Origin of the sequence: Chitinophaga tropicalis, assembly GCF_009758205.1 — a bacterium.
Classification (GTDB): Bacteria; Bacteroidota; Bacteroidia; order Chitinophagales; family Chitinophagaceae; genus Chitinophaga; species Chitinophaga tropicalis.
Genome location: NZ_WRXN01000012.1, coordinates 177210 through 201958, shown reverse-complemented (window position 1 = coordinate 201958; position 24749 = coordinate 177210). Strand labels below are relative to the sequence as shown.

13 protein-coding genes are annotated in these 24749 nt (G+C 47.4%); 8 read left to right on the top strand and 5 right to left on the bottom strand.

Annotation, left to right across the window (positions count from 1 at the left end; genetic code table 11):
• The first annotated feature begins 236 nt into the window (after positions 1-236).
• The 4 genes from GO493_RS23600 (at position 237) to araA (ending at position 5023) form a co-directional block, all read left to right on the top strand.
• Positions 237-941: an NUDIX hydrolase gene (locus GO493_RS23600; protein ID WP_157308697.1), complete on the top strand. Its 705-nt coding sequence runs from the start codon at positions 237-239 to the stop codon at positions 939-941.
• Between the two features lie 213 nt (positions 942-1154).
• Positions 1155-2798: a ribulokinase gene (locus GO493_RS23595; protein WP_157308696.1), complete on the top strand. Its 1644-nt coding sequence runs from the start codon at positions 1155-1157 to the stop codon at positions 2796-2798.
• Entirely contained in the window at positions 2795-3490 is a 696-nt protein-coding gene (locus tag GO493_RS23590) for an L-ribulose-5-phosphate 4-epimerase (RefSeq protein ID WP_157308695.1), read from the top strand. The genes GO493_RS23595 and GO493_RS23590 overlap by 4 nt, the downstream gene beginning before the upstream one ends.
• Before the next feature lie 27 nt (positions 3491-3517).
• Entirely contained in the window at positions 3518-5023 is a 1506-nt protein-coding gene (gene araA / locus GO493_RS23585) for an L-arabinose isomerase (protein ID WP_157308694.1), read from the top strand.
• A 78-nt stretch (positions 5024-5101) separates the two neighbouring features.
• On the opposite strand, the gene GO493_RS23580 is transcribed toward araA, so the two are convergent.
• Both GO493_RS23580 and queG read right to left on the bottom strand, forming a co-directional pair.
• Positions 5102-5644: an RBBP9/YdeN family alpha/beta hydrolase gene (locus tag GO493_RS23580; RefSeq protein WP_157308693.1), complete on the bottom strand. Its 543-nt coding sequence runs from the start codon at positions 5642-5644 to the stop codon at positions 5102-5104.
• Between the two features lie 103 nt (positions 5645-5747).
• Entirely contained in the window at positions 5748-6668 is a 921-nt protein-coding gene (gene queG, locus GO493_RS23575; protein ID WP_232538997.1) for a tRNA epoxyqueuosine(34) reductase QueG, read from the bottom strand.
• A 204-nt stretch (positions 6669-6872) separates the two neighbouring features.
• Here queG and GO493_RS23570 point away from each other — a divergent pair, with 204 nt between their 5' ends.
• The 4 genes from GO493_RS23570 to GO493_RS23555 all read left to right on the top strand — a co-directional run bounded on the left by GO493_RS23570 (position 6873) and on the right by GO493_RS23555 (position 14210).
• On the top strand, positions 6873-8876 hold the full coding sequence (locus GO493_RS23570; RefSeq protein WP_157308691.1) for a DUF3858 domain-containing protein: 2004 nt from the start codon (positions 6873-6875) through the stop codon (positions 8874-8876).
• Positions 8877-8889: 13 nt separating this feature from the next.
• Positions 8890-10806 carry a DUF3857 domain-containing transglutaminase family protein gene (locus GO493_RS23565; RefSeq protein ID WP_157308690.1) on the top strand — a complete coding sequence of 639 codons (1917 nt, stop codon included), beginning with the start codon at positions 8890-8892 and terminating at the stop codon, positions 10804-10806.
• 152 nt (positions 10807-10958) lie between these two features.
• Positions 10959-13577, top strand: coding sequence for an ATP-dependent chaperone ClpB (gene clpB, locus GO493_RS23560; RefSeq protein ID WP_157308689.1), 2619 nt, complete (start codon positions 10959-10961; stop codon positions 13575-13577).
• Between the two features lie 153 nt (positions 13578-13730).
• Positions 13731-14210 (top strand): nucleoside deaminase, encoded by a 480-nt coding sequence (locus GO493_RS23555; RefSeq protein WP_157308688.1) that lies wholly within the window; start codon positions 13731-13733, stop codon positions 14208-14210.
• 103 nt (positions 14211-14313) lie between these two features.
• Here the strand turns inward: GO493_RS23555 and GO493_RS23550 are convergent, their stop codons facing one another.
• Genes GO493_RS23550 through GO493_RS23540 form a run of 3 tightly spaced genes read right to left on the bottom strand, consistent with a single transcriptional unit; the run spans position 14314 to position 24739 of the window.
• Positions 14314-16104, bottom strand: coding sequence for an ABC transporter ATP-binding protein (locus GO493_RS23550; protein ID WP_157308687.1), 1791 nt, complete (start codon positions 16102-16104; stop codon positions 14314-14316).
• Between the two features lie 35 nt (positions 16105-16139).
• Complete coding sequence (gene ectB / locus GO493_RS23545) at positions 16140-17429, bottom strand: diaminobutyrate--2-oxoglutarate transaminase (RefSeq protein ID WP_157308686.1); 1290 nt, start codon at positions 17427-17429, stop codon at positions 16140-16142.
• 14 nt (positions 17430-17443) lie between these two features.
• Positions 17444-24739: a non-ribosomal peptide synthetase gene (locus GO493_RS23540; RefSeq protein WP_157308685.1), complete on the bottom strand. Its 7296-nt coding sequence runs from the start codon at positions 24737-24739 to the stop codon at positions 17444-17446.
• Positions 24740-24749: the final 10 nt, after the last annotated feature.

Sequence of the window (24749 nt, the reverse complement as noted above, 5' to 3'; positions counted from 1 at the left end):
CAAAAGCGATCTTTTTTGAGTAATTTCCGGCTCTGTATAGCAGCAACTCCAACACTCTTTGATCAATTCTTATCCCTGTACAGCAGCAAATTGACCAGTATCCACACTCTCGAAAAATAATTGTTATTTTGACATTTAATTACCTATCTTGTGTATGAAAACAATTAGTCTGTTAAGTAAAAACTGGCAATATCAACGGGGAGTTTTATATTAGCGGAATTAAATACCAGGAAAGTATGACACGTTATTCCCGGCAAACCCGCATGCTGGTAGCTGTAGACTGTATTATTTTCGGATTTGACGGACAGGATCTCAAGCTTTTATTGATTAAACGTGGTTTTGAACCGGAGAAGGGAAAATGGAGCCTGATGGGTGGTTTCGTACAGCCGGATGAAAGTCTGGAAGACGCGGCAGCCCGTACACTGACTAAGCTGACAGGATTAGACGGAGTGTACATGGAGCAACTGACTGCTTTTGGCAGCCCCCGGAGGGACCCAATGGAGAGGACCTTGTCTGTAGCTTATTTTGCACTGATAGATATCAATCAGTACAAACAGCAGATCACGGACGAGTTCAAAGCTGAGTGGTTTCCTTTAAAAGATGCGCCAAAGCTGATCTTTGACCATGCTGACATGGTGACAGAAGCCCAGGCAAGATTGCGTTATAAGGCCGCCATCCATCCTCTGTTGTTCGAGTTGCTACCGGCTAAGTTCACGATCCCTCAGTTACAGATCCTGTTCGAGGCAGTTTATGATGCAGGCTTTGACAAAAGAAATTTTAGCAGGAAAGTATTATCCACGGGTTTACTGATTAAACAAAAAGAAAAGGAGAGGGCTACTTCCAAAAGGGGGGCATTCTATTACAAGCTGGATAAAAGAAAGTACAGCGCCAAATTCCACGCCTTCCTCAATTTTGTTTCCGATCCGGGAAATCTGAAATGATCACTCTGATATGATAATCACTGTACCCAGTGATGCTCATATCAGCATTTTTTTGTCCGGTCAAATAATTGTCCATCTGACAATAAAGAACAGGAATTATTATTAATCACTAAATACGAGTTCAGGGGCCGGTCAGACAGGGGCTTATGGTAAAGGTGGCAACACCCTGTAAGCAGCCCGGTTGTAGTCAGGCCCGCAAATGTTGTGTACGTTATGGAAAATTCATTTGTAATTGGTGTTGACTTTGGCACCGACTCAGTGCGTTCACTTGTGGTAAACACCCGCACCGGGGAAGAAGCAGGCAGCGCAGTCCATCTTTATTCCCGCTGGCAGAAAGGCCTGTATTGCGATCCCTCCGTGCAGCAATACCGCCAACATCCCCTGGATTACCTGGAAGGGCTTGAAAAAAGCATTAAGGGAGCACTGGCGCAATGCCCTCCGGGCACAGCAGCGCTGGTAAAAGGTATTTCTGTGGATACTACCGGTTCCACACCTGGTCCGGTAGATGAAACAGGTACCCCGCTGGCATTATTACCGGGATTTGAGAACAATCCCAATGCCATGTTCGTATTATGGAAAGATCATACCGCCAATACAGAAGCAGCACTGATCAACGAGGTGGCCCACGCAAACAGTACCGACTATACAAAGTATTGCGGAGGTATTTACAGCAGCGAATGGTTCTGGGCAAAGATCCTGCATGTAATACAGGAAGACGCGGCCATCAGGGAAAAGGCGGTTTCCTGGGTAGAGCATTGCGACTGGGTGCCAGCGGTATTGACCGGCAACAAAAGCCTTGGCACCCTGTTGCGCAGCAGGTGCGCGGCTGGTCACAAAGCTATGTGGCATGAGTCATGGAACGGCCTGCCGCCCAAAGACTTCCTGGAGAAACTGAATCCGCTGTTAGGTAAATACGACCAGACATATAAAGACACCGTAGAAGCCACTATACCCGCAGGCACCATCAGCAGCGAATGGGCTGAGCGCCTGGGATTACCTGCAGACGTGGTAATAGGCACCGGCGCATTTGACGCTCACATGGGCGCCGTGGGCGGCGGCATCAGGTCCTATTCCCTCTGTAAAGTGATAGGCACCAGCACCTGCGATATCCTGGTTGCTCCCATGGAAGAAGCAGGACACCTGTTTGTGAAAGGTATCTGCGGACAGGTAGACGGTTCTGTAATACCAGGTATGCTGGGACTGGAAGCAGGGCAGTCTGCCTATGGCGACGTATTCGCCTGGCTTCGCCGCCTTATCATGGGCCCTTTATATACTTTACTGCCGGAAGAAACAGATAAACTGGCACAGGTGGAAGGCAAACTGTTAGGACATCTCTCCCAGCAGGCGCAACAGCTGCCTCTGAGGGACAATGATCCGCTGGCGCTGGACTGGTTTAACGGTCGCCGTACACCGGACGCTAACCACACGCTTAAAAGCACCATCACCGGCCTTCACCTGGGTATTGACGCAGCAGAGATGTTCAAGGCACTGGTAGAAGCTACAGCCTTCGGTGCTCAGCATATTGCAGAGCGCTTCGTACAGGAAGGAGTGCCTATTAACGAGGTGATTGCCCTGGGCGGTGTAGCCAAGAAATCAGCTTACGCCATGCAGGTACTTGCAGATGTGATGAACAGGCCTATCAAAATAGTCAACAGCGAGAACGCCTGTGCACTGGGAGCAGCAATGTTCGCAGCTGTAGCAGCAGGTGTTTACAAAGATATAGCGGCTGCACAGGAAGCCATGTCCTCCGGCTTCGAAACAGTATGGCACCCGCGTGCTGAGAATGTGCCTTACTACGCTAAACGCTATGCGAGGTTCAAGGAATTAGGAGCATTCACTGAAAAATTATATGTATGAGCTATCAGGCAATAAAAGAGCAGGCTTATGAAGCCAATATGCAGCTGCCGGCGCTCGGACTTGTACTGTTCACGTTCGGGAACGTGAGCGTGGCAGACCACAGCAAAGGAGTATTTGCCATCAAACCCAGCGGCGTACCGTATGCTGAGCTGTCGCCGGAGAAAATGGTGATCGTTGACTTTGACGCAAAGACCGTTGAAGGCACCGGCCGCCCATCTTCAGATACCAAGACTCACGCCGTATTATACAAACACTGGCCTGAAATAGGTGGCATTGTACATACACATTCCACCTACGCCACTGCCTGGGCACAGGCGCAGAGGGATATTCCCATCTTTGGCACCACCCATGCAGATCACCTGACAGTAGACGTACCCTGCGCTCCTCCTATGAGCGACGAAATGATAAAGGGAAATTATGAGCATGAGACAGGTTTCCAGATCATGAACTACATGAAGGAAAAAGGTCTCTCATACAAAGACGTGGAAATGATCCTGGTAGGTAATCACGCTCCCTTTACCTGGGGTAAGACAGCTCATAAGGCTGTTTATAATGCGGCAGTTCTGGAAGAAGTGGCAAAGATGGCTTTCCTGACAGAAAACATCAATGCCCAGGCGCCACGTTTAAAAGATTCTCTCATACGTAAACACTTTGAGCGTAAACACGGACCGGATGCTTATTATGGTCAATAGCTCATCACATAAAAAATCCAACAGCAAATGATACAGTTGAAGCAATTAGAAGCCTGGTTCATTACCGGTAGCCAGCATCTTTATGGAGAAGAAACATTACAGCAGGTAGCTGTACATGCACAGCAGATTGCCCAATCGCTGGATAATGAAGGAAGCATCCCCGTGCGGATCGTGTTTAAACCTGTGGTAAAAACTCCGGACGAGATCTACCAGATCTGCCAGGAAGCGAATAACGCCAAAAATTGTATAGGTATAATAGCATGGATGCACACATTCTCTCCTGCCAAAATGTGGATCAGGGGCCTGAAAGTGCTGCAGCGCCCATTACTGCACCTGCATACACAGTTTAACAGGGATATTCCCTGGGGTGCAATAGATATGGACTTTATGAACCTGAACCAGTCAGCACATGGCGACAGGGAATTTGGTTTCATGATGTCCCGTATGCGTATGGACCGTAAAGTAGTGGCCGGCCACTGGCAGGACCCCGAGGTAGTAGGAGAGATAGGCGTATGGCTGCGTGCTGCTGCTGGCTGGTTTGACTGGCAGGGTGCACGTTTTGCAAGGATCGGAGATAACATGCGCCAGGTAGCGGTAACTGAAGGTGATAAAGTAGAAGCTGAATTACAGTTCGGTTATTCCGTGAACGGATATGGTATCGGTGACCTGGTGAAATTCATCAAACAGGTAAGCGACAGCTCCATAGATAAACTGGTGACTGAGTATGCAGACGCTTATAAAGTGACTTCCGGCCTGCTGAAGGGCGGTGCCCAGCATAATTCCCTGAGAGAGGCTGCTCGTATAGAAATAGGTCTGCGCGCATTCCTGGAAGACGGTAACTTCAAAGGCTTTACAGATACATTCGAAGACCTGCATGGCATGGAACAGCTGCCAGGTATAGCTGTACAGCGACTGATGGCTGACGGTTACGGCTTTGGCGGTGAGGGCGACTGGAAAACAGCTGCACTGGTAAGGGCTATGAAAGTTATGGGTAGCGGTTTACCGGGAGGTAACTCTTTCATGGAAGATTATACCTATCACTTTGATCCGTCCAACAGGCTGGTACTGGGAGCTCACATGCTGGAGATCTGTTCTTCCATTGCAGATGGTAAAGCTTCCTGCGAGATCCACCCACTGGGCATAGGCGGTAAGGCTGACCCTGTGAGACTGGTATTTAACGTAGCTGCAGGACCGGCTATCAATGCTTCTGTTATTGATATGGGCAACCGTTTTCGTCTGCTGGTAAATGATGTGGAAGCTGTAAAACCAGAACATGACCTGCCTAAACTGCCGGTAGCAAGGGTATTGTGGAAACCGCTGCCAGACATGCGTACAGGTTGTGCTGCATGGATACAGGCAGGTGGTGCGCACCATACATGTTATAGCCAGAACCTGTCAGCAGCGCATATGCAGGACTTTGCGGATATGGCGGGTATCGAATATGTGCGTATAGCAAAAGACACCAACCTTTACCAGTTCAGGAATGAGTTAAGGTGGAACGATGCTTTTTACCTGATGAAAGGGTTTAAATAATATTCAAGATAAGGCTGTCTCAGCCGATGATGACGTGGAGTAAAACGCCGTCCCGTTTTAGACGGGATGGCCTTTTTTTTATAACGTCTGCCAGTTCATCACCAATTCTGTTACCAGTTTTTGCCCTATAGGCCATTCTCCCAGTTTAGAGGCTGCATTGATATGTCCTATTTCACCCGCGTTTACGAAGCGGCTGCCCCAGGCATCGGCAAAAGATTGCGCCCGCTGCAAAGAGGCAAATTCGTCGTTAGTGCTGGATACAACAATACTTTTAAAAGGTAACGGCTCCAGTGGGATAGGCGTAAAGCCTGTAGCAGCTTCCGGGAACCCTGGCCGTTCTGCATCAGCAGGTGCAACCAGTAATGCGCCTCTTATCTGCTGTTGCGTTTGCCTGGCCCAGTGTACCAGGGCTATACAACCCAGGCTGTGCGCGGCAATTACTACATCAGGGCCGGCTTCGGTAACGGCTTCCTCAATTGTTTGTACCCAGTCCTTTAAAGCAGGTGCATCCCAGTTTTGCTGTTCAATTCGTTTGAAGCCCGGCAGTTTTTCCCATATAGTTTGCCAGTGCTCCGGCCCGGACCCATATAATCCGGGTACAGTTAATACATTCGCTTCCATAAAGTAATAATAGTCTTTACCCTTCCTTTAGCAGATAGATGAAGTAAGTTGGCAATTGATGCTAACAATATACAGAAAAATCGCTTTTCACGCTGTTAAATAACTATCCGTTAATAAAACGCAGATTTCTCCTGATGCCTGCATATTTCGATCGTTTCATGGGGGACTGCCGGAATATCTTCTTAAACTCCTCTTCAGTAAGCTCTTCCCACTGTTTAGTGGTGAAATTCAGTATCTCCGGAACAGGGGTGAATTCCGGTGTCTTATTTGGTTTTGAGAACCTGTTCCACGGACAAACATCCTGGCACACATCACAGCCAAACATCCAGTTATCAAACTTTCCCTGCATATTCTCAGGGATAAGCATTTCCTTCAGCTCTATAGTGAAATAGGAAATACATTTGCTGCCATCCACTACCCCGGGCTGCACCAGCGCACCTGTAGGGCAGGCATCCAGGCAACGCGTACACGATCCGCAATGATCAGTTACCGGCCCGTCGTATTCCAGTACCAGGTCTGTAATAAGAGTAGCTATAAAAAAGAAGGAACCCGCCTGCTTATGAATGATCATCCCATTCTTCCCTAACCATCCCAGTCCGCTGCGCTGCGCCCAGCTTCTTTCCAGTACCGGGGCGGAATCCACAAACCCTCTTCCGCTTATTTCACCCATGGTTTCCTGCATACGCGCCAGCAGGGTATTAAGTTTGGCCCTGATCACCTCATGGTAATCCTGTCCGTAGGCATATTTGGATATTTTGGGAGCGTCCGGCTGCTGTTGCTGTTCAGGGTAATAGTTCAATAGCAGGGTAATGACAGACTGTGCGTTATCTACCAACTTACGCGGGTCAATACGCTTGTCAAAGTGATTCTCCATATAATGCATGGAACCGTGCATGCCTTTGTTAAGCCATTTCTCCAGCCGGCGGGCATCATCGTCCAGTTGCACGGCATGTGCTATGCCGCAATGGTCAAAGCCCAGATCTGCCGCCTGCTTCCTGATAAAGGCTGTATATGTTGCACTCATGTTCATATGGTAATGCGAAATTACATAAATAGATTTTTTTCACGCTTTCGGCAGCCTCTTTTTAAAAAGCAGGGCTACTTCCCCCTACTTAAAATCAACTTTCACCTTTAACTCAAACTGATTTTTAAGCAACTTTCTCCCTAAAGAACTGATTGATATGTATTTTCATTACCTTCATATATAAATATCAATCCTATCACCTTTATGCGCAAATCTATTGTATCCCCCCTGATTGTCATGGCTTGTGGCCTGCTTTCCCTCACGGCATATTCCCAGAATAAAAAGATAAAGTTTGGGAAAGTTGATCCGGAAGAATTCAGCAAAGTAACTGACACCAGCGCTCATGCTGTGATATTGTCAGACATAGGGACATCCGAATTTGAAGTACAGCGTGACCATTTCGAAGTGACCTTCAAACGTCACAAAAGAATTAAGATCGTTGACAAGAACGGCTATGACGCCGCTACTGTGGAAATACCATTGTATATATCCGGGCAGGAAGAAGAACGTCTTCAGAACCTGAAAGCCGTAGCTTATAATATGGAAAACGGCCAGGTCGTTGAAACGAAGATGGAAAGCAAAAGCATTTTCACTGACAAACTGGATAAGAATCACATATCCAAAAAATTCACCTTACCGGCAGTGAAGGAAGGTACAATTATCGAATATAGCTATTCGGTAACATCTCCCTTCTATTTCAACCTGCAACCCTGGCATTTCCAGGGAGAATATCCCTGCCTGTTCAGTGAGTATACGGTAACCATTCCTGAGATCTACGAATTTGTATTTCTGCAGCAGGATATTAATAAACTAACCACGGTTAAAAAATCGGCAGACCGCAGGAGCTTCAATCTCACCTACGAACCAAATGGTAATGCCGGACGGTCCGAAAATCTGAATGTGACGCTTGGACTATCAACCTATCAGTGGACGGCTCAAAATCTTCCAGCATTAAAACTGGAAAACTATACCACAACATTACGGAATCACGTTTCCAAGATAGAATTCCAGCTTTCAGCTATCAAATATCCCAACTCGCCCGTAAGACCTGTCATGGGTACCTGGCCCAAGCTGTATGAAGATCTGAATAAAGACGAAGAATTCGGCGCCGACCTGGATAAGAACAACGGCTACCTGGGAGATGTGGTGAAAGAACTTACTGCAGGCCTGACCTCAGATACAGCCAAAGCCCGCCGTATCTATAACTATGTAAGGAACAACTTTACCTGTACCAGCCATTCCGGTTTGTATCTGACCAAATCCCTGAAATCTGTCTTTACATCACATAACGGTAATGAAGCTGATCTGAACCTCCTGCTGATAGCTATGCTGCGCAGAGCTAACCTGCAGGCAGCCCCGATCATTCTCAGCACCCGCGATCACGGACGTGCCAATCCATTGTATCCTATTCTTAACCGTTTCAATTATACCATTGCCTGTATTACTTCAGACACCCTGACCTATTTCCTGGATGCTTCAAGGCCATACCTGGGTTTCGGGCGACTGGACATTTCCTGTTATAACGGGCATGCACGTGTCCTGATGCCGGAAGTGCCAGCCATCAGCTTTGAGGCAGATGAGCATGTAGAACAAAAAAGCACATTCGTAATGCTGTCACTGGATAATGGTGTGCTGAAAGGATCTTTCCAGCAAAGCCCTTCCTATATTGAATCCTGCGTAACAAGAAGTAAAATAAAGGATAAAGGCAAAGAAGAATATTTCAAAGCAATAGCAAAAGAATTTGGTGCGGAAACTGTATTGAAGAATACAGAAATTGAAAAGCTGGAAGACTATGAAGAAGGGGTGACGCTCAAATATGATTTTGAAATTGCGTCTGACGATGCCAATGTATTGTATATCAGTCCCATGTTCTACGAAGCTACCCGTACCAATCCCTTCAAATCCATGAAGCGGACTTACCCGGTAGAAATGCCCTGCCTGATGGATGAGACCTATACAATGAACATGGTGCTCCCCGAAGGTTACCAGGTAGAGGAGCTGCCAAAATCATCTATGGTGAAGTTCAATGAAACGGAAGGAGTATTCCAGTACCTTATCCAGCACAGCGAAAATACCATTCAGTTCCGCTGTCGCCTGAAACTGAACAAAGCCACATTTGCGCCGGACGAATATGACTCCCTGCGGGAGTTTTTTGACATGGTGGTAAAGAAACAGGCAGAACAGATCGTATTGAAGAAAAAAGCTTAACAGTATCCCCTATATGAAATCAAAACTGATTCATTATTTGCTTGGCAGCATCTGTATGCTCCTTTCCCTTCCGCCGGCATTTGCCGGCGATCCGGATTATTCTGCCGCAAAAATACCGGAGAAGCTGAAGAAGAACGCCCACGTGGTAAAGCGCATGGAAGAAGTGGAAGTGAAGATCTACAACCCGGGAGAGGTTAAACTGACAAAACATTACGTTATCACCATACTGGATGCAAAAGGAGAAAGCGATGCACGACTGGTGGAATACTATGACAAGCTGATGGAGATCCGTTCCATCAAAGGTGCGTTGTACGATGCTGCAGGCAACCAGGTCAAAAAACTGAAGCAAAGTGATATACAGGACCTCAGCGCAGTAGATGATGCTTCCCTGATGACAGATGCCCGGATAAAACGGCATCAGTTCTATGAAACGCTTTATCCTCATACGGTCGAGTATGAAGTGGAAATGAAGATAAATCATACCTTCTATCTGCCAAACTGGATACCCCAGGAAGGAGAGGAATTTGCAGTAGAACAAAGCCGTCTTGTAGTAAACACCCCGGATGATTATACGCTGCGGCATCGCAGCTACAACTATAAAGGCGAGCCCCTTGTCGTAACAGAAAAGGGCACACGTACCTACACCTGGGAAATAAAAGACCTGGAAGCCTTGCCTGATGAAGAGTATGCGCCGGAATGGGATAAACGTTCCGTAATGGTCAGACTGGCGCCGGCCAGCTTCGAAATGCAGCGTTATAAAGGAACGATGAATACCTGGGAAGAATATGGGAACTTTATATACGCCCTCAACAAGGGAAAGGATGAATTGCCGGATAATATTAAGCAGACTGTTCACCAGCTGACAGATGGGTTAAGCCGGGAACAAAAGATCGATAAGCTGTACCGCTATCTGCAGGAACATACCCGTTATATCAGCATACAGCTGGGAATAGGTGGCTGGCAGACCTTCGATGCAGCTTATGTGGCCAGCAAAGGATATGGCGATTGTAAAGCGCTTTCCAACTATATGTGTGCCATGCTGAAAGAGGCCGGCGTTAAGGCCTCCTGTGTACTGGTACGTGCAGGAGATGGATTGAGTATGCGGGATGAAGCATTTCCCAGCACACAGTTTAACCACGTTATTGTCTGTGCGCCGGGTGAGAAAGATACTACCTGGCTGGAATGTACCAGCAGTTACCTGCCTGCCGGTTACCTGAGCGGATTTACTGCCAACAGGGCGGTATTGATGCTTAATGAGAAAGGCAGTAAACTGCTGCATACGCCAACATTAACTATAGAGCAAAACCTTCAGGTCCGGCAGATAGATGCAAAGGTGACAGAAGGAGGCGATGTGATCATGAAAGCAAGTACGTATTATACCGGTCTGCAACAGGATGATCTGCGGCAAATGCTGCATAGCCTGACCAAAGAGAAGATGCTGGATGTAATGAAACAGGGATTGCAGTTATCCAGTTATGATGTGAATGGTTTTGGCTGTAAAGAAACGTCTGGTGGAATACCTGGCATCAATGAACAACTGGAGATCAATGCGCATAACTATGCTTCCATGACGGGTAAACGTATGTTCCTGGCTCCCAACCTGCTGAATAAAACAGCAAGCCGTATAGATCCGGTTGAACAGCGCCGGGCCGATATCAGCCTCGTGTTTCCCTACAGGGATATAGATACAGTAAGGATCAACGTTCCCGAAGGGTATGTACCGGAATCATTACCGGCGCCGGTAACATTGAATAGTCCTTTCGGTGCTTATACTGCTAAAGTAAGTATGGAAGGAAATATCCTGACATATATACGTGCTGTTGAGAGAAAAGGAGGAACATATCCCGCCGCTCAGTTCCCCGAACTGGAAACTTTCATGAATGCCATTTATAAAGCCGACAGGGCGAAAGTTGTACTCGTCAAAAAGTGAAAAAATTACAGTCCGGTACCGGTTTACCTGTTAAAAGAGCAGTCCGGTACCGGAATTACTGCCAAATTGCCCCGATTTATAACCTTGGAGTAAGTTTTGTTGTTCTCCATATAACGTTCTTAGACACGTAAAAAGGAGAAAACAAACTGTATATGAATCTGAATAATTTCACCATTAAATCGCAGGAAATACTGCAACAGGCACAGCAGCTGGCATTTAACAACCAGCAGCAGGCCATAGAGACCGGGCACCTTCTCAAAGCCCTTCTTGCGGATGAGGACAGTGCAATAGACTATTTACTTAAAAAGAATAATGTTAATACCTCTTTTCTGTCGTCCCGTCTGGACGATCAGATACGCAAATACCCGCGCATAACCTCCGGCGAAGCCGGCCAGGTATTAAGCCGCGATGCCAATAATGCCATGTTAAGGGCAGGCTCCAGCATAAAGGAATTTAAAGACGAATTTGTAAGTGTTGAACACCTGCTCCTGGGTATACTGGGTGGAAGTGACGACACTGCCAAATTGCTGAAAGATGCCGGCCTGACTGAAAAAGGATTAAAGGCAGCCATCACAGAACTGAGGAAAGGCAGCACTGTCAATTCTCAGACTGCCGATACCCAGTACAATTCACTGCAGAAATACGCCAAAAACCTGAATGACCTGGCCCGCGAAGGTAAGCTAGACCCGGTAATAGGCCGTGACGAGGAGATCCGCAGAACCCTGCATATCCTGTCCCGCCGTTCCAAGAACAACCCTATCCTGGTAGGTGAGCCCGGTGTCGGTAAAACCGCCATCGTGGAAGGCCTGGCACACAGGATCATTAACGGGGACGTTCCTGAAAACCTCCGCTCCAAAACCATCTACGCCCTGGACATGGGGGCGCTCATGGCAGGCGCAAAATACAGGGGGGAATTTGAAGAACGCCTGAAGGCTGTGATCAAGGAAGTGACCGAAAGCGACGGTCAGCTCATCCTCTTTATAGACGAAATTCATACCCTGGTAGGCGCAGGTGCTATGGAAGGCGCTATGGATGCTGCCAATATCCTGAAGCCAGCCCTGGCACGTGGTGAGCTGAGAGCTATCGGCGCCACCACTCTGAATGAATACCAGAAATATTTTGAGAAAGATAAAGCCCTGGAACGCCGCTTCCAGAAAGTAATGGTGGACGAACCAAGCGTGGAAGACGCTATTTCCATCCTCCGCGGACTGAAAGAACGCTACGAAAGTCATCACCATGTACTGATCAAAGATGAGGCTATCATCGCCGCGGTAGAACTCTCTAACCGCTACATTACAGACCGTTTCCTGCCGGATAAGGCGATTGACCTGATAGATGAAAGCGCCGCTAAATTAAGGCTGGAAATGAACTCCATGCCGGAAGAACTGGATGAACTGGAACGGAGGATACGTCAGCTGGAAATTGAAAGGGAAGCCATTAAACGTGAGAATGACGAAGATAAACTGCGTGAGCTGAATGAAGAGATTGCAAAACTGGGAGAACAGCGCAGCACCTTCAAAGCAAAATGGCAGGCAGAAAAAGAGATAGTAGACAAGGTGCAGAACGCCAAAGCCTCTATCGAAAATCTGAAACTGGAAGCAGAACAGGCAGAACGTAACGGTGACTATGGCCGCGTGGCTGAGATCCGTTATGGTAACGTGAAAGAGCAGGAAGAACTGGTAGCACGGTATACGGCTGAACTGAACGAAATGTCTGCCGATCATAAACGCCTGCTGAAAGAAGAAGTAGATGCAGAAGATATTGCGGAAAATGTGGCTAAAGCAACAGGTATCCCGGTATCACGTATGCTGCAGAGCGAAAGGGAAAAGCTGCTTCACCTGGAAGAAGAGCTGCATAGACGTGTAGTAGGACAGGAAGAAGCCATCATAGCTGTTTCTGACGCTATCCGCAGAAGCCGTGCAGGCCTCCAGGACCCTAAACGTCCTATCGGTTCATTCATCTTCCTGGGTACTACCGGCGTTGGTAAAACAGAGCTGGCCAAGGCATTGGCAGAATACCTGTTTGACGATGATTCTATGATGACCAGGATAGATATGAGCGAATACCAGGAAAAACATTCCGTAAGCAGGTTGATAGGCGCCCCTCCGGGATATGTAGGATACGATGAAGGCGGACAGCTTACCGAAGCGGTAAGGCGTAAGCCCTACTCTGTAGTATTGCTGGACGAAATAGAAAAAGCGCATCCTGATACATTTAACATTTTGTTACAGGTACTGGATGATGGACGGTTAACCGATAATAAGGGCCGTGTGGTGAACTTTAAGAACACCATTATCATTATGACCAGCAATATGGGTAGCCAGATCATACAGGAGAATTTTGAGAAGATAGATGAAAATAACAGGGAAACGATAGTAGATGCTACCAAGGAAGAAGTGATGCAGTTGTTGAAACAGACAATCAGGCCGGAATTCCTGAACCGTGTGGATGAAGTGATCATGTTCCAGCCATTATTGAGAGACGAGATAAAAGGTATTATCAATATCCAGTTACAACAGCTGAAAGACCTGGTTGCACAAAATGGCATGATATTGGAATTCTCTGATTATGCATTGGATTACCTGGCTACACAGGGGTATGATCCGCAGTTTGGTGCAAGACCTTTGAAGAGATTGATCCAGAAGGAAATAGTGAATCTGTTGAGTAAGAAGATCCTGGCTGGGGATGTTGATAAGACAAAACCGGTATTGATCGATGTGTTTGATGGAGTAGTAGTGATAAGGAATCAGAATCATACCGTAAGCGTATAAAAGCATATTCAAATACGACGATATACAGTTACGAATACCCGGGTAATTCTTTATCCGGGTTTTTTATTTTGCGTAAGTTGTTTTCGGTGCCCCGCAGCGTAAAAAAGAACTCCCTCAGTTTAAATTCCTTAAATTTGGTACAAACCCGACATTATGATAGGCGACAGAGAAAAAAGATTTATGCAGATAGCAGTAGAGCTTTCCCGTAAGGGAATGGAAAACGGAGAAGGCGGCCCCTTTGGAGCAATAGTAGTAAGAGGAGAGGAGATAGTAGGAGAAGGCTGGAACCAGGTATTGTCTCTCAACGACCCCACTGCTCACGCAGAGGTAATGGCTATCCGCGACGCCTGTTCCCGTCTCGGTACCTTCCAGTTACATGACTGTGAGATCTTCACCTCCTGCGAGCCCTGCCCCATGTGCCTGGGGGCTATTTACTGGGCAAGACCCCAACGCGTATACTTCGCCAACACCAAAGACGATGCTGCAGCTATTGATTTTGACGATTCATTCATCTATCGTGAAATAGCAGTGCCCCATGAAGAGAAAAAGATACCTTTTATTTCTTTCCCTTTCGCTCCTGCAATAGATGTATTCAAAGCCTGGCAGATAAAAGGAGACAGGACCCTCTATTAGTTTTTAACCGGCCGCAGGTCAAAATGCCTTTATGCAAGATGGCTTTTGCCTGAGAAGGCAATAGCCATCTTTTTACAAAATTCCTCCACATCAGACAACACATTTACACTACCTCCTCCTTCACCGTCTGCAAAGCGATCAGACTTCTGTATATCCCTCCTTCAATACCAAGCAACTGATGATGGGTCCCTTCCTCCGCTACTTTCCCTTTATCTATCACAATGATCTTATCAGCCTCTCTGACAGTAGAAAGCCTGTGAGCAATGATAATACTCGTCCGCCCCTGCATAAGATGGTCTAACGCAGACTGTACCAGCAGTTCAGATTCTGAATCCAGCGCAGAGGTAGCCTCGTCAAGAATAAGTATCCTGGGGTTTTTCAGCAATGCCCTTGCAATAGCAATGCGCTGCCGCTGACCGCCGGAAAGCTGAACTCCTCTGTCACCCACCATGGTATCAATACCCTGGTGAAAATACTGTATAAAATCCCACGCATTGGCCCGTCTGGCTGCAGCAATGATCTCATCATCCGTAGCCGCCGGATTACCATATGCAATATTGTCCCTGATAGACGCGGCAAACAGGAATACATCCTGTGGTACCAATGCTATCTGGCTTCTCAGCTCAGAATAGGACATATTCCTGATGTTTCTTCCGCCAAAATAGATATTGCCATTCAGAGGGTCATAAAGCCTCAGCAGCAATGCAGCAATAGTGCTTTTACCAGCACCGCTATGTCCCACCAAAGCTATCTTCTGATTGGCATCCACAGAAAAACTGGCCCCACTCAATACCTGCTGATCAGGACGTGTAGGATAACAGAAAGAAACATTGTTGAAAAGGATCATACCGTCAAGTACTTGTTGCGGCACTACACCGGCAGTATCGGTCAACGGCTCCGGCTCTTCCTCCAGTATCTCAAACAGGTGCCTGGTAGCCCCTAAGCTCTTCTGCATATGTGTGTACGTTTCTGCCAGTTCAGTGATGGAACCGCCTATAAATGCGGCATAAACCACAAAAGATATCAGTGCACCGGCCGATTTCATTTCTCCTGTAGCCACCAGCAATGCGCCCTTCCAGATCACGATCACAATAGCTCCAAAGCTCAGGAACAATAACATGGAAGTAAGCACACCTTTGTATTTCCCGTTCTTTATCCCTATATCAGCGCCTTCCATTACTTTTTTCCGGTAACGTTTCATTTCAAAGAACTCATTGGCAAATGCCTTCACACTCAATATCCCTTGCAGCGTTTCCTCCAGTATATTGTTTGCTTCCGCTATCTTTCCCTGCGCATCCCCGGAAAATTTGCGGATATATTTTCCAAACAGCAGACCTGTACCCAGTATCAGCGGAAATACCAGCAGTATGAACAGGGCAAGTTTCAGAGACGTTGTCAGCAGAAGTGCAAAGGCGCCGGCAAATGTGATCGCGTTGCGGATGAACTCTGCCAGCGTGGTAGCCAGCGTTTCCTGCAGCAGGGAAATATCTGCTGAAATATGGCTGTTCAGTTCTCCTATCTTCCTTCTCATAAAGAAAGACATAGGCAGCCTGATCAGGTGGTTATAGACGTCCTGCCTTAATGCCGACAATGTCCTTTCTGTTACATTAACGAAGAGTGTTACCCGGAAGAAAGATAGTACGGCCTGTCCGCTCAGTACCGCCAGTAACAGCAATCCCACACGATTGATGGCTTCCGGCAGATGATCTTTCGCCCCGTGATCTACCAGCTGCCCCAGCAGGTAGGGTATTGTAAGCCCCGCCAGACTGGACAGGACCAGGAATAACATCCCTGCGGTAAATGATAACCAGTAAGGTTTTATATAGCTGTATAGCCTGAACATTTTCCCGGGCCTGCGTTTCACCATCTGTGTCGATGAAGTGTCTGTCTGCATCTGTTATGCTTGTAAATAAATACTGATTGTTTCGTTTATGCCAATGCTGCTTTCCTGGATGCCCTGGACCTGATGTTAGCGTTGATATTACGTTGCAGGATATCGAGCGCCTGGTTCAATGTAGTCTCTTCAATTGTCAGGGCTGGTAATAGTTTGATCACTTTATCATGCCGGCCAACACACTCCACGATCAGCTTATCCTCAAAGCTTTGCTGTGCTACTTTCTTTGCCAGTAACGGATCTTCGAAGGAAGAAAGATCAATGCCCCACATCAGTCCCCGGCCCCTGATAACAATACGCTCATCTGCTGCCGCCAGTTCTTCTTTCAGAAAACGTTCTATGTAGATTGCCTTTTGTTTCACGGCAGCTTCAAGACCTGTATCACGCCTGAATTCCAGGGCGGCCTTGCCACCAATGAAAGCCAGCTGGTAACCCCTGAAAGTTCCATTATGTTCCCCCGGTTGCCAGATATCCAGTTCCGGTTTTATCAGCAACATAGCCATCGGCAATCCGTATCCGCTGAGCGATTTGGAAAGCACAACAATGTCAGGAACAATACCGGCCTGCTCGAAAGAGAAGAAGTCGCCTGACCTGCCACAACCTATCTGTATATCATCGCTGATAAAGAGTATACCGTGTTTCTCACAGATCTGTTTCAGACTGCGCAGCCATTCTGCTGAAGCAACATTCACACCTCCCTCTGCCTGCACGCTTTCAAGGATAACGGCGGCCGGCTTTTCAATGCCGGAGTGAGTATCTTCCAGCATCATTTCAAAATAGGAGAGACTGTCAAGTCCTGCAGGACCGCCATTCTCAAAAGGCAGGAAGGTCACATTGTGCAGGCCAACCCCGGCCACCTGGCGGTGATACTGGTTGCTGGTCAACGCCAGGCTGCCCTGCGATAATCCGTGATACGCCCCCATGAAGGCAATCACGTTAGAACGTTTGGTATAATTCCTTGCCAGTTTCAGTGCCGCTTCAATAGCATTGGTGCCTGTAGGGCCGCAAAACTGGAATTTATATTGCAAACCTTTTGGCTTCAGCAAGAGATCGTTGAAAGAACTGATAAAATCACCCTTTGCTATGGTGAACATATCCAGTCCCTGCATGATGCTGTCATCAGCCATATAAGCCAGCAGCTGTTGTTTGATATACTCATTGTTATGACCGTAGTTAAGAGCACCGGCCCCCATGAGGAAGTCAATGTATGCGTTGCCATTGTCCGCATACAGGTAAGATCCTTTTGCTTTGTTAAAAACAACGGGAAAGCTCCTGGAATAGCTCCGTACATTAGATTCCATTGTTTCAAATACTTGTGTAGACATATCCGCAGATTGTTTTAAGGGTTAAAAATTTGTAGGTCAGATTGATATTGATTTAGCACGTTGGCCAATGTTATTGCATTTTCATTCTTAATCATCGAAGCGTGATCTCCCGGTACCACTGCCGTTTTAACTTTAGCCGCAAAAGGGCCCCAGCCCAGGGCTTCATCAAATCCCAGCTGCTCCCAATTCTGTTCAGTGGCGCGTACTATCAGCAACGACGCCTTCACTTTACCGGCAACAGTATAACCAATGGAAGTATTGCTTATTAACAGGCGGATAGTACGTTGCGTCAGCTCCGGCAAGCCGCTCTGCAGAATATATTGATGAACGGCATTGAGTACGTAACTGCGCCTTTCAGCCACAGGCAATGTTGCCAGCCTGGCTTTGATGTTCTGTACCCATTGCGGATAAGGTTGCTGCAGCAGGCCATATTCCTCCATGTACTGCACTATGTCATCTACCAGCATTTCCTCGTCTTCATAAGATACACGCCGGGTTGACGGGGCATCCAGTATAATAGCCTGTTCTACCTGTTCATTTACCGCCTCCAGTTGCCTGATCATCTCGTAAAGTACATATGCTCCGAAGGAATGTCCCATTAACCTGTAAGGTCCTTCCGGCTGTATACCTCTGATATGGGCAATATTCCATGCCGCTATTTCTTCCACACTGTTCAGCGGCTGTTCTCCATCAAGCATACCAGGCATGCTGATGCCATATACAGGCCCAATAGCTTCCAACCTGGAGGCTACGTTATCATACCAGTCAACAACCCCATCGCCGCCGGGAATAATGAACAATGGTCTGTCTGCAGCATTACCGCCCAGTGTTATTACATGCTTTTCGTCTGAAAGGACCGGCTTTGAGATGCTGTCCAGCAAAGCGGCCTGAGTGGCGATAGTCTTATGTGTCATGATATCATTCAGCCGTATATCATGCCCGGCTTTTCTGATACGTGAAAGCAGGCGTACTGCTGCGAGAGAATGACCTCCTGCTTCAAAGAAGTTATGATGAATGCCTGGCTCTTTTGTACCAAGTAGTTCCTGCCATATTCCACTGAGCCACTGTTCGGTAGCTGTTACCGGCGCTACATAGGACGTACCGGAGAGTGATACTGACTCAGGTTCCGGCAATGCTTTACGGTTTACCTTCCCGTTAGCAGTAAGTGGAAGCTCTTTCATTTCCATAATGGCAGTGGGTATCATATATTCAGGTAAACGGCTTCTCAACATGCTCAATATCTGCTCTCTGCTGATATTTTCTTTCATTACCAGGTAAGCAGCCAGGTATTTGTTGTTAGTACTATCCTGGCGCGGCAATACAATTCCCTGCAGCACCATACCGCTTTCCTGCAATACACGCTCTATTTCTCCCGGCTCTGTCCTGTAACCCCGGATCTTCACCTGGTCATCAGTACGGCCCATAAAGAGTATATTGCCTTCCGGCAGCCATCGGGCCTGGTCTCCGGTTTTATATACCCTTGCGGCCGGATTAACGCTGAAAGGGTCCTGTATAAATTTAGCTGCACTAAGTTCCGGCTGGTTCCAGTAGCCTCTTGCTACTCCACCGCCGCCAATCCATAATTCTCCTGCTACACCGGGCGGAACAAGGTTCCCTGCCTGATCTGTAATATAGGCTGCTGCTCCGGTCATGGGTGTGCCAATAGGTATGCCCACGCTTGCCACATGATCAACCGCCCTGTACATACACTTACCGATCGTAGTTTCCGTAGGCCCGTAGTGGTTGTATACCACACAACTACTGCCCGATGCGGCTATCGTATCAATTACATCCTGCTGAAGGGCCTCGCCACCAAAGATGAGCAGCTTTTCCGGCAACAACAGCATGTCTCCGGCGCTTAACGCTTTCCAGTGAGAAGGCACTATTTTCAGGCAATCTATCCTGTTACTTTGGAAATAATCACGTAAAAGCTCTGCATCTGTGATCCTCTCTGCTGAAATAATATGCAGAACGGCGCCAGCGGCCAGCGCGCCGAAAAGTACCGTATTGCCAAGGTCAGTTGCAATAGTAGGTACCAGTGCAAACGAACGGCAATCTTCAGAATTGCACCGTTGATGAAGACCATGAAGATAATCAGCCAGATGCCTATGCTCTATCATTACTCCTTTAGGCCTGCCGGTAGAACCGGAAGTGTAGATTACGTAGGTCAGGTGTTCCGGCCGACTATAATCCAGCTCAATCATTTCCGGATCCGCGTTTATAATATGCCAGTCCTCACGGAGATCGAGGTATGTGGCAATGCCGGCCGACTGTAACTTATATTGCAGATGACGGTCTGCAAGCACTATACTGCTGCCGGTATCTTCAAGTATGTAGGAGATCCTCTCTTCAGGAAAAGCCGGATCAATTGGAACATATGCTCCGCCAGCTTTCAGTATGCCGAGTATGCCCACTATCATCTCAATACCTCTTTCCATACACAACGGCACAGGTACGTCATGCTTTACTCCTTTCTTTATAAGGAACTGTGCCAGTATACCTGCACGTTCATCCAGTTCTTTATAAGTCAGTTGCTGCCCTTCATATACCACCGCCGGGGCATCAGGCTGCGTTGTAGCATGTGAAAGGAATTGTTCTATAATTGTTTTTGATGGCTTCCCGGCAAGATGGACAGACTGCCAGCTGAATTGATGCAATAACTCCTGTTTCTCTTCCTGACCCAGCATATAAAGTGCTCCTACCTCCTGTGAAGGCAACGTAACAACAGACCATAATAATTGCTCAAAATGCTTCGCCATACGTTGGATGGTAGCTGGCGAAAAGAGATCGCTGCAATAAACTATATTCAGATCAATACCATCTTCAGATGCAGACCACATAAAATTGATATCGAATTTGGAAGTGGTATATTCCAGTTCTCCCGGAGATACCTGCAGGTCTCCCAGCCGGAATGCAGTATCATCTACATCCTCAGATACAAACATTGCCTGGAATAAAGGGCTCCTGCTCATATCACGGTCTTTCACCACCAGTTCTACCACTTTCTCAAAGGGAAGGTACTGATGTTCATAACTTTCCAGCAGGGTAGATCTTACCTGTTGCAGAAGTTCTGTGAAAGGAATATTCCCTTTTACCTCGCTTCTCAGTGCAAGTGTATTCACAAAGAAGCCAATAAGATGTTCTGTTTCCTGTTGCTGTCTTCCGGCAACCACTGTGCCTACGCAGATATCTTCCTGGCCGCTGTAACGGAACAGTAAGACTTTATAGGCCGCCAGCAGGGTCATGTACAGCGTTACGCCTTCCTTCGCACTTAGCTGCTGTAACCTGTCCATTAACAGCGCATCTATACGATGATGTACTATAGCCCCCGCATTGCTCTGTATAACGGGACGTTCATAATCTGTCTGTATTTGCAGAGGTGCTGTGCCGGACAGTTTTTCAGCCCAGTAAGATTGTTGGGATTGCAGGAATTTGCCACTCACATTGGCCCGTTGCCAGATGGCATAATCTGCATATTGCAATGGTAAGGGGGGCAAAGATGCTGCCTGCTCATATAGTGTGCTTAGCTCGCGCACCAGTATACCGGCTGACCAGCCGTCGGACGCAATATGATGCATCACCATTACCAGCACTGTTTCATCCTCATTTACAATGGCAACGCCTGCGCGTAGCAGATAATCAGCAGAAAGATCAAAAGGACGGCTAATAAATGCCTGTATATTAGCCGGCATAATATCCTGAAGCGCCCATTGTTCATACCCCCTGATCACCTGGTACGGCACTCCGTCTTCGGCAATGATGGACGTTCTCAGTATTTCATGCCGCGCTATAATATTCCGCAATGCCTGTTCCAGCGCCTCCCGGTCCAGCCAGCCTTTCAGCCGTAATACGGATGGCATGTGGTAATGGAGGCTTCCCTCCAGCTGATCAATAAACCACAGCCGTTCCTGGCTGTATGATAAAGGTATCTGCCGAGGGCGTGGCATAGCGCTGATTGCGGGGAGTTTTGCACTGAGGTCCTTCTCATTGATAATGGCCGCCAGTTCGGCAATGGTAGGATAGAGGAACAATGATCCTATAGATAACTCCGCACTTATTTCTTCGCGCATAGCTGCCACCAGCCGGATGGCAAGCAGGGAGTGGCCTCCCAGATCAAAGAAGTTATCGTGAATGCCTATATGCTCCAGCTTCAGCAGGCGTGCCCAGACGGAAGCAAGGATCTCTTCAGTTTTGTTACGGGGAGGAGTATGGGTGGAAACAACTTCATTACTTACCCCGGAAAACAGCAGTTGCTTCTTATCTACTTTACCATTAGCCGTCAGTGGCAGCTGTGCTATCTCAACCAGTGTACCAGGTACCATATATGCCGGCACCTGCTCCCGCAGGAAAGCCAGTATACCTTCACGATTGAATGTCTCATCCGGTACAATCCATGCTACCAGTTTCTTCTGACCATTATCGTCAGGAATTGCCAGTACCACAGCCTGTTTTACCTGCGCATATTTCTGCAAGGCGGCTTCTACTTCTCCCAGCTCTATACGATACCCGCGTACCTTAACCTGGTCATCCCTGCGGGTAATATATTCGATATTGCCATCCGGCAGCCAGCGGGCAATATCGCCCGTACGGTATAATTTTTCCAGGGGATCGCTGCTGAAAGGATGGCTGATAAATTTCTCTGCCGTCAGCTCCGGTTCGCCACAATACCCTCTGGCAACACCGCTTCCGCCCAGGTACAATTCTCCGGCAACACCCACCGGCACCGGCTGTAACCGGCTGTTCAACACGTAAGCAGTACAATTGCTCATCGGCACACCTATCGGAACATTGGAGGAGAACGGGTTATCATTGATGAGATAACTAAGCGAAAAAGTAGTGTTCTCTGTAGGACCATAAATATTGCTGAAAGCTATCTGCGGATAATAGCGGTGAAACTTCTCCGCATGTTGTGCAGACATTTTTTCTCCTCCCACCAATATAGTGGTTAACCCCTCAAATACTGTAATATCAACATCTACCAGCTGGTTAAACCAGCCTGTTGTCATAAACATCTTGTTCACGCCTCCTGCAACCAGTGTTCTTTTCAGCACGCTTATATCCATCAGGTCATTTTCTTCACTCAATACCAACCGGCCGCCATTGAGCAACATCCCCCAGTATTCAAAGGTTGTTGCATCGAAGGAAAGTGATCCGGCTGACAATACCGCATCTTCATGGGTAAACTCCGTATAACCGGGACGGTATATCAGGCTAACTACATTACGATGTGTTACCAGCACGCCCTTAGGTTTGCCTGTAGAACCTGACGTATACATGATATATGCCAGCTGCTCCGGTTCCAGCTCGGGTAAGCCAGTCTCTTCAGCAATCAATACTGCTAGCTCTTCTTTACAGATAATCTCCGGGATAACAGCCAGTTCCTCTTTCATGCTATCCCTGAATGCAGCATCCGTGATGATCATACGGTTACCTGCATCTTCCAGCATGAAACGGATACGTTCCCATGGATGTGAAGGATCAATGGGTACATAAGCGCCTCCTGCTTTAAGAATAGCAATGATCACCACCATCATCTCCAGACTCCGTTCCATGCATACCGGCACCAGCGTTTCACTGCTTACGCCTTTTTTATGCAGGTAATGAGCCAGCTTGCCGGACTGTTCATCCAGCGACCTGTAGGTTATTTCCTTTCGGCCACAGGTCACAGCTATTGCATCCGGCCGCTGCTGCACCTGTTCTCTGAACAGGCTGATAATATTTGCATGCTCCGGATATGGACGGGATGTTTGGTTGAATTCATGCAGGAGACGCTTTGATTCCTCTTCCGTAACAGGGAGCAGGTCCCCGGTTTTGTTGTAACCTGAAGAAATGATCTGTAGCAGCACCTGTCTGAAATGGCCTGCTATCTGTTTGATATAAGTTGCCTCCAGGATGGCTTCATTATAAATGAAAAGTACCTGTATCTGTTCTGCTGCGCCAACAATTACGCATAACGGATAATTGGAGTGTTCTTTGATCTCAACATGGTCTACCCGGAAGGCTCCTGCCACTGCCGCTTCCTCTTCCGCCTGCGGATAGTTCTCGAAGACAAGGATACTGTCAAACAGATCTCCTCCAATGCCGGCCCATTGCTGAATGGTATTGAGCGACAGGTAGCCATATTCCCGGCATTGTATCTGGCCCTGTTGCAGCTGTTGTAACCAATCTGTAATATTCATTTCATCTGTTACAGTCGTAAACAATGGCAATGTATTAATGTACATTCCCACCCGCCTTTCCACCAAAGGAAGCTGCTCCGGCCTGCCGGATACTGTAACGCCATATGTAATGTCATCCTGACCTGTATAGTAATGCAACAGGTACGCCCATACACCCTGTACCAGCGTATTGATGGTGATTCCATGTACACTTGCAAATGCTGCTGCCTTACTGCTATTCTCCCGGTCCAGGGTAAGCAGCTCTTCATTAAAATGTCCTGATCCTTTTGTCCGGTCTGTTGTAGCATATATGAACGGTAACAGCGTTCCTGCCGTGATTCCGTTCATGTATTGCCGCCAATGTTGCTCGGCAGCGTTTTCATCCTGTAATGAAATGAAGCGTATATAATCTTCATAGGTATCTGTTTCTATGTTGTGCACCGTTCCGCCCGCCGCCAGCTGTTTATAGCACGCTGTAAACTCCTCCATCAGTACCGATACTGACCATCCGTCCAGCAGTATGTGGTGATAGGTCCATACCATAACATAATTGTACGCATCTGTCTGTAACAGTGCCACACGCATCAATGGCGGCGTTTTGAAATCAATTCCCTTTGCTTTGTCTGTCTCCAGGAAATCATTTATTGCTTCTGTAGTATCACAATTACGGAAGTCCTGCACAGTAAAAGGCAACGTTACTTCATTATATACACATTGCACCGGTATCTCCATCGCTTCATATTCAAATGCAGTACGAAGTATGGTATGCTTCTGTAGTAACAGGAGCCAGGTTTGTCTCAGTATTTCCGGGTCTGCATTGAATACATGACAGGTGAACTGCTCAATGTACGCAGAAGCCTGGTCATCATACAAACCATGGAACAACATGCCTTCCTGTAAAGGGCTCAGGCGATACATAGAAGAGATCCTGGCCTTTTTCTTTGATGTCGGCCGGGCATCGGTGTTCAAAAAACTGATCAGCTCCTGTTTGTTCTGTTTTATAAAACCAGTTACTTCTTCATTTTTCCTGATAGCTGTTATCTGTTCTTCTGTAAGTCTTTTTTTATCGCCCTTCAGGACAAGTTTTTCCCCTTCTACAGTCAGCGAGAAATGCGATTCCTGGAGCCTGTCAACAAATTCTTTAATGCTCATTACTATAAGG

What these genes read in the sequence shown, in the direction of transcription:
- GO493_RS23600 (WP_157308697.1), top strand. Translation starts at nt 237, where the DNA reads ATGACACGTTATTCCCGGCAAACCCGCATGCTGGTAGCTGTAGACTGT.
- GO493_RS23595 (WP_157308696.1), top strand. Translation starts at nt 1,155, where the DNA reads ATGGAAAATTCATTTGTAATTGGTGTTGACTTTGGCACCGACTCAGTG.
- GO493_RS23590 (WP_157308695.1), top strand. Translation starts at nt 2,795, where the DNA reads ATGAGCTATCAGGCAATAAAAGAGCAGGCTTATGAAGCCAATATGCAG.
- araA (WP_157308694.1), top strand. Translation starts at nt 3,518, where the DNA reads ATGATACAGTTGAAGCAATTAGAAGCCTGGTTCATTACCGGTAGCCAG.
- GO493_RS23580 (WP_157308693.1), bottom strand. Translation starts at nt 5,644, where the DNA reads ATGGAAGCGAATGTATTAACTGTACCCGGATTATATGGGTCCGGGCCG.
- queG (WP_232538997.1), bottom strand. Translation starts at nt 6,668, where the DNA reads ATGAGTGCAACATATACAGCCTTTATCAGGAAGCAGGCGGCAGATCTG.
- GO493_RS23570 (WP_157308691.1), top strand. Translation starts at nt 6,873, where the DNA reads ATGCGCAAATCTATTGTATCCCCCCTGATTGTCATGGCTTGTGGCCTG.
- GO493_RS23565 (WP_157308690.1), top strand. Translation starts at nt 8,890, where the DNA reads ATGAAATCAAAACTGATTCATTATTTGCTTGGCAGCATCTGTATGCTC.
- clpB (WP_157308689.1), top strand. Translation starts at nt 10,959, where the DNA reads ATGAATCTGAATAATTTCACCATTAAATCGCAGGAAATACTGCAACAG.
- GO493_RS23555 (WP_157308688.1), top strand. Translation starts at nt 13,731, where the DNA reads ATGATAGGCGACAGAGAAAAAAGATTTATGCAGATAGCAGTAGAGCTT.
- GO493_RS23550 (WP_157308687.1), bottom strand. Translation starts at nt 16,104, where the DNA reads ATGCAGACAGACACTTCATCGACACAGATGGTGAAACGCAGGCCCGGG.
- ectB (WP_157308686.1), bottom strand. Translation starts at nt 17,429, where the DNA reads ATGTCTACACAAGTATTTGAAACAATGGAATCTAATGTACGGAGCTAT.
- GO493_RS23540 (WP_157308685.1), bottom strand. Translation starts at nt 24,739, where the DNA reads ATGAGCATTAAAGAATTTGTTGACAGGCTCCAGGAATCGCATTTCTCG.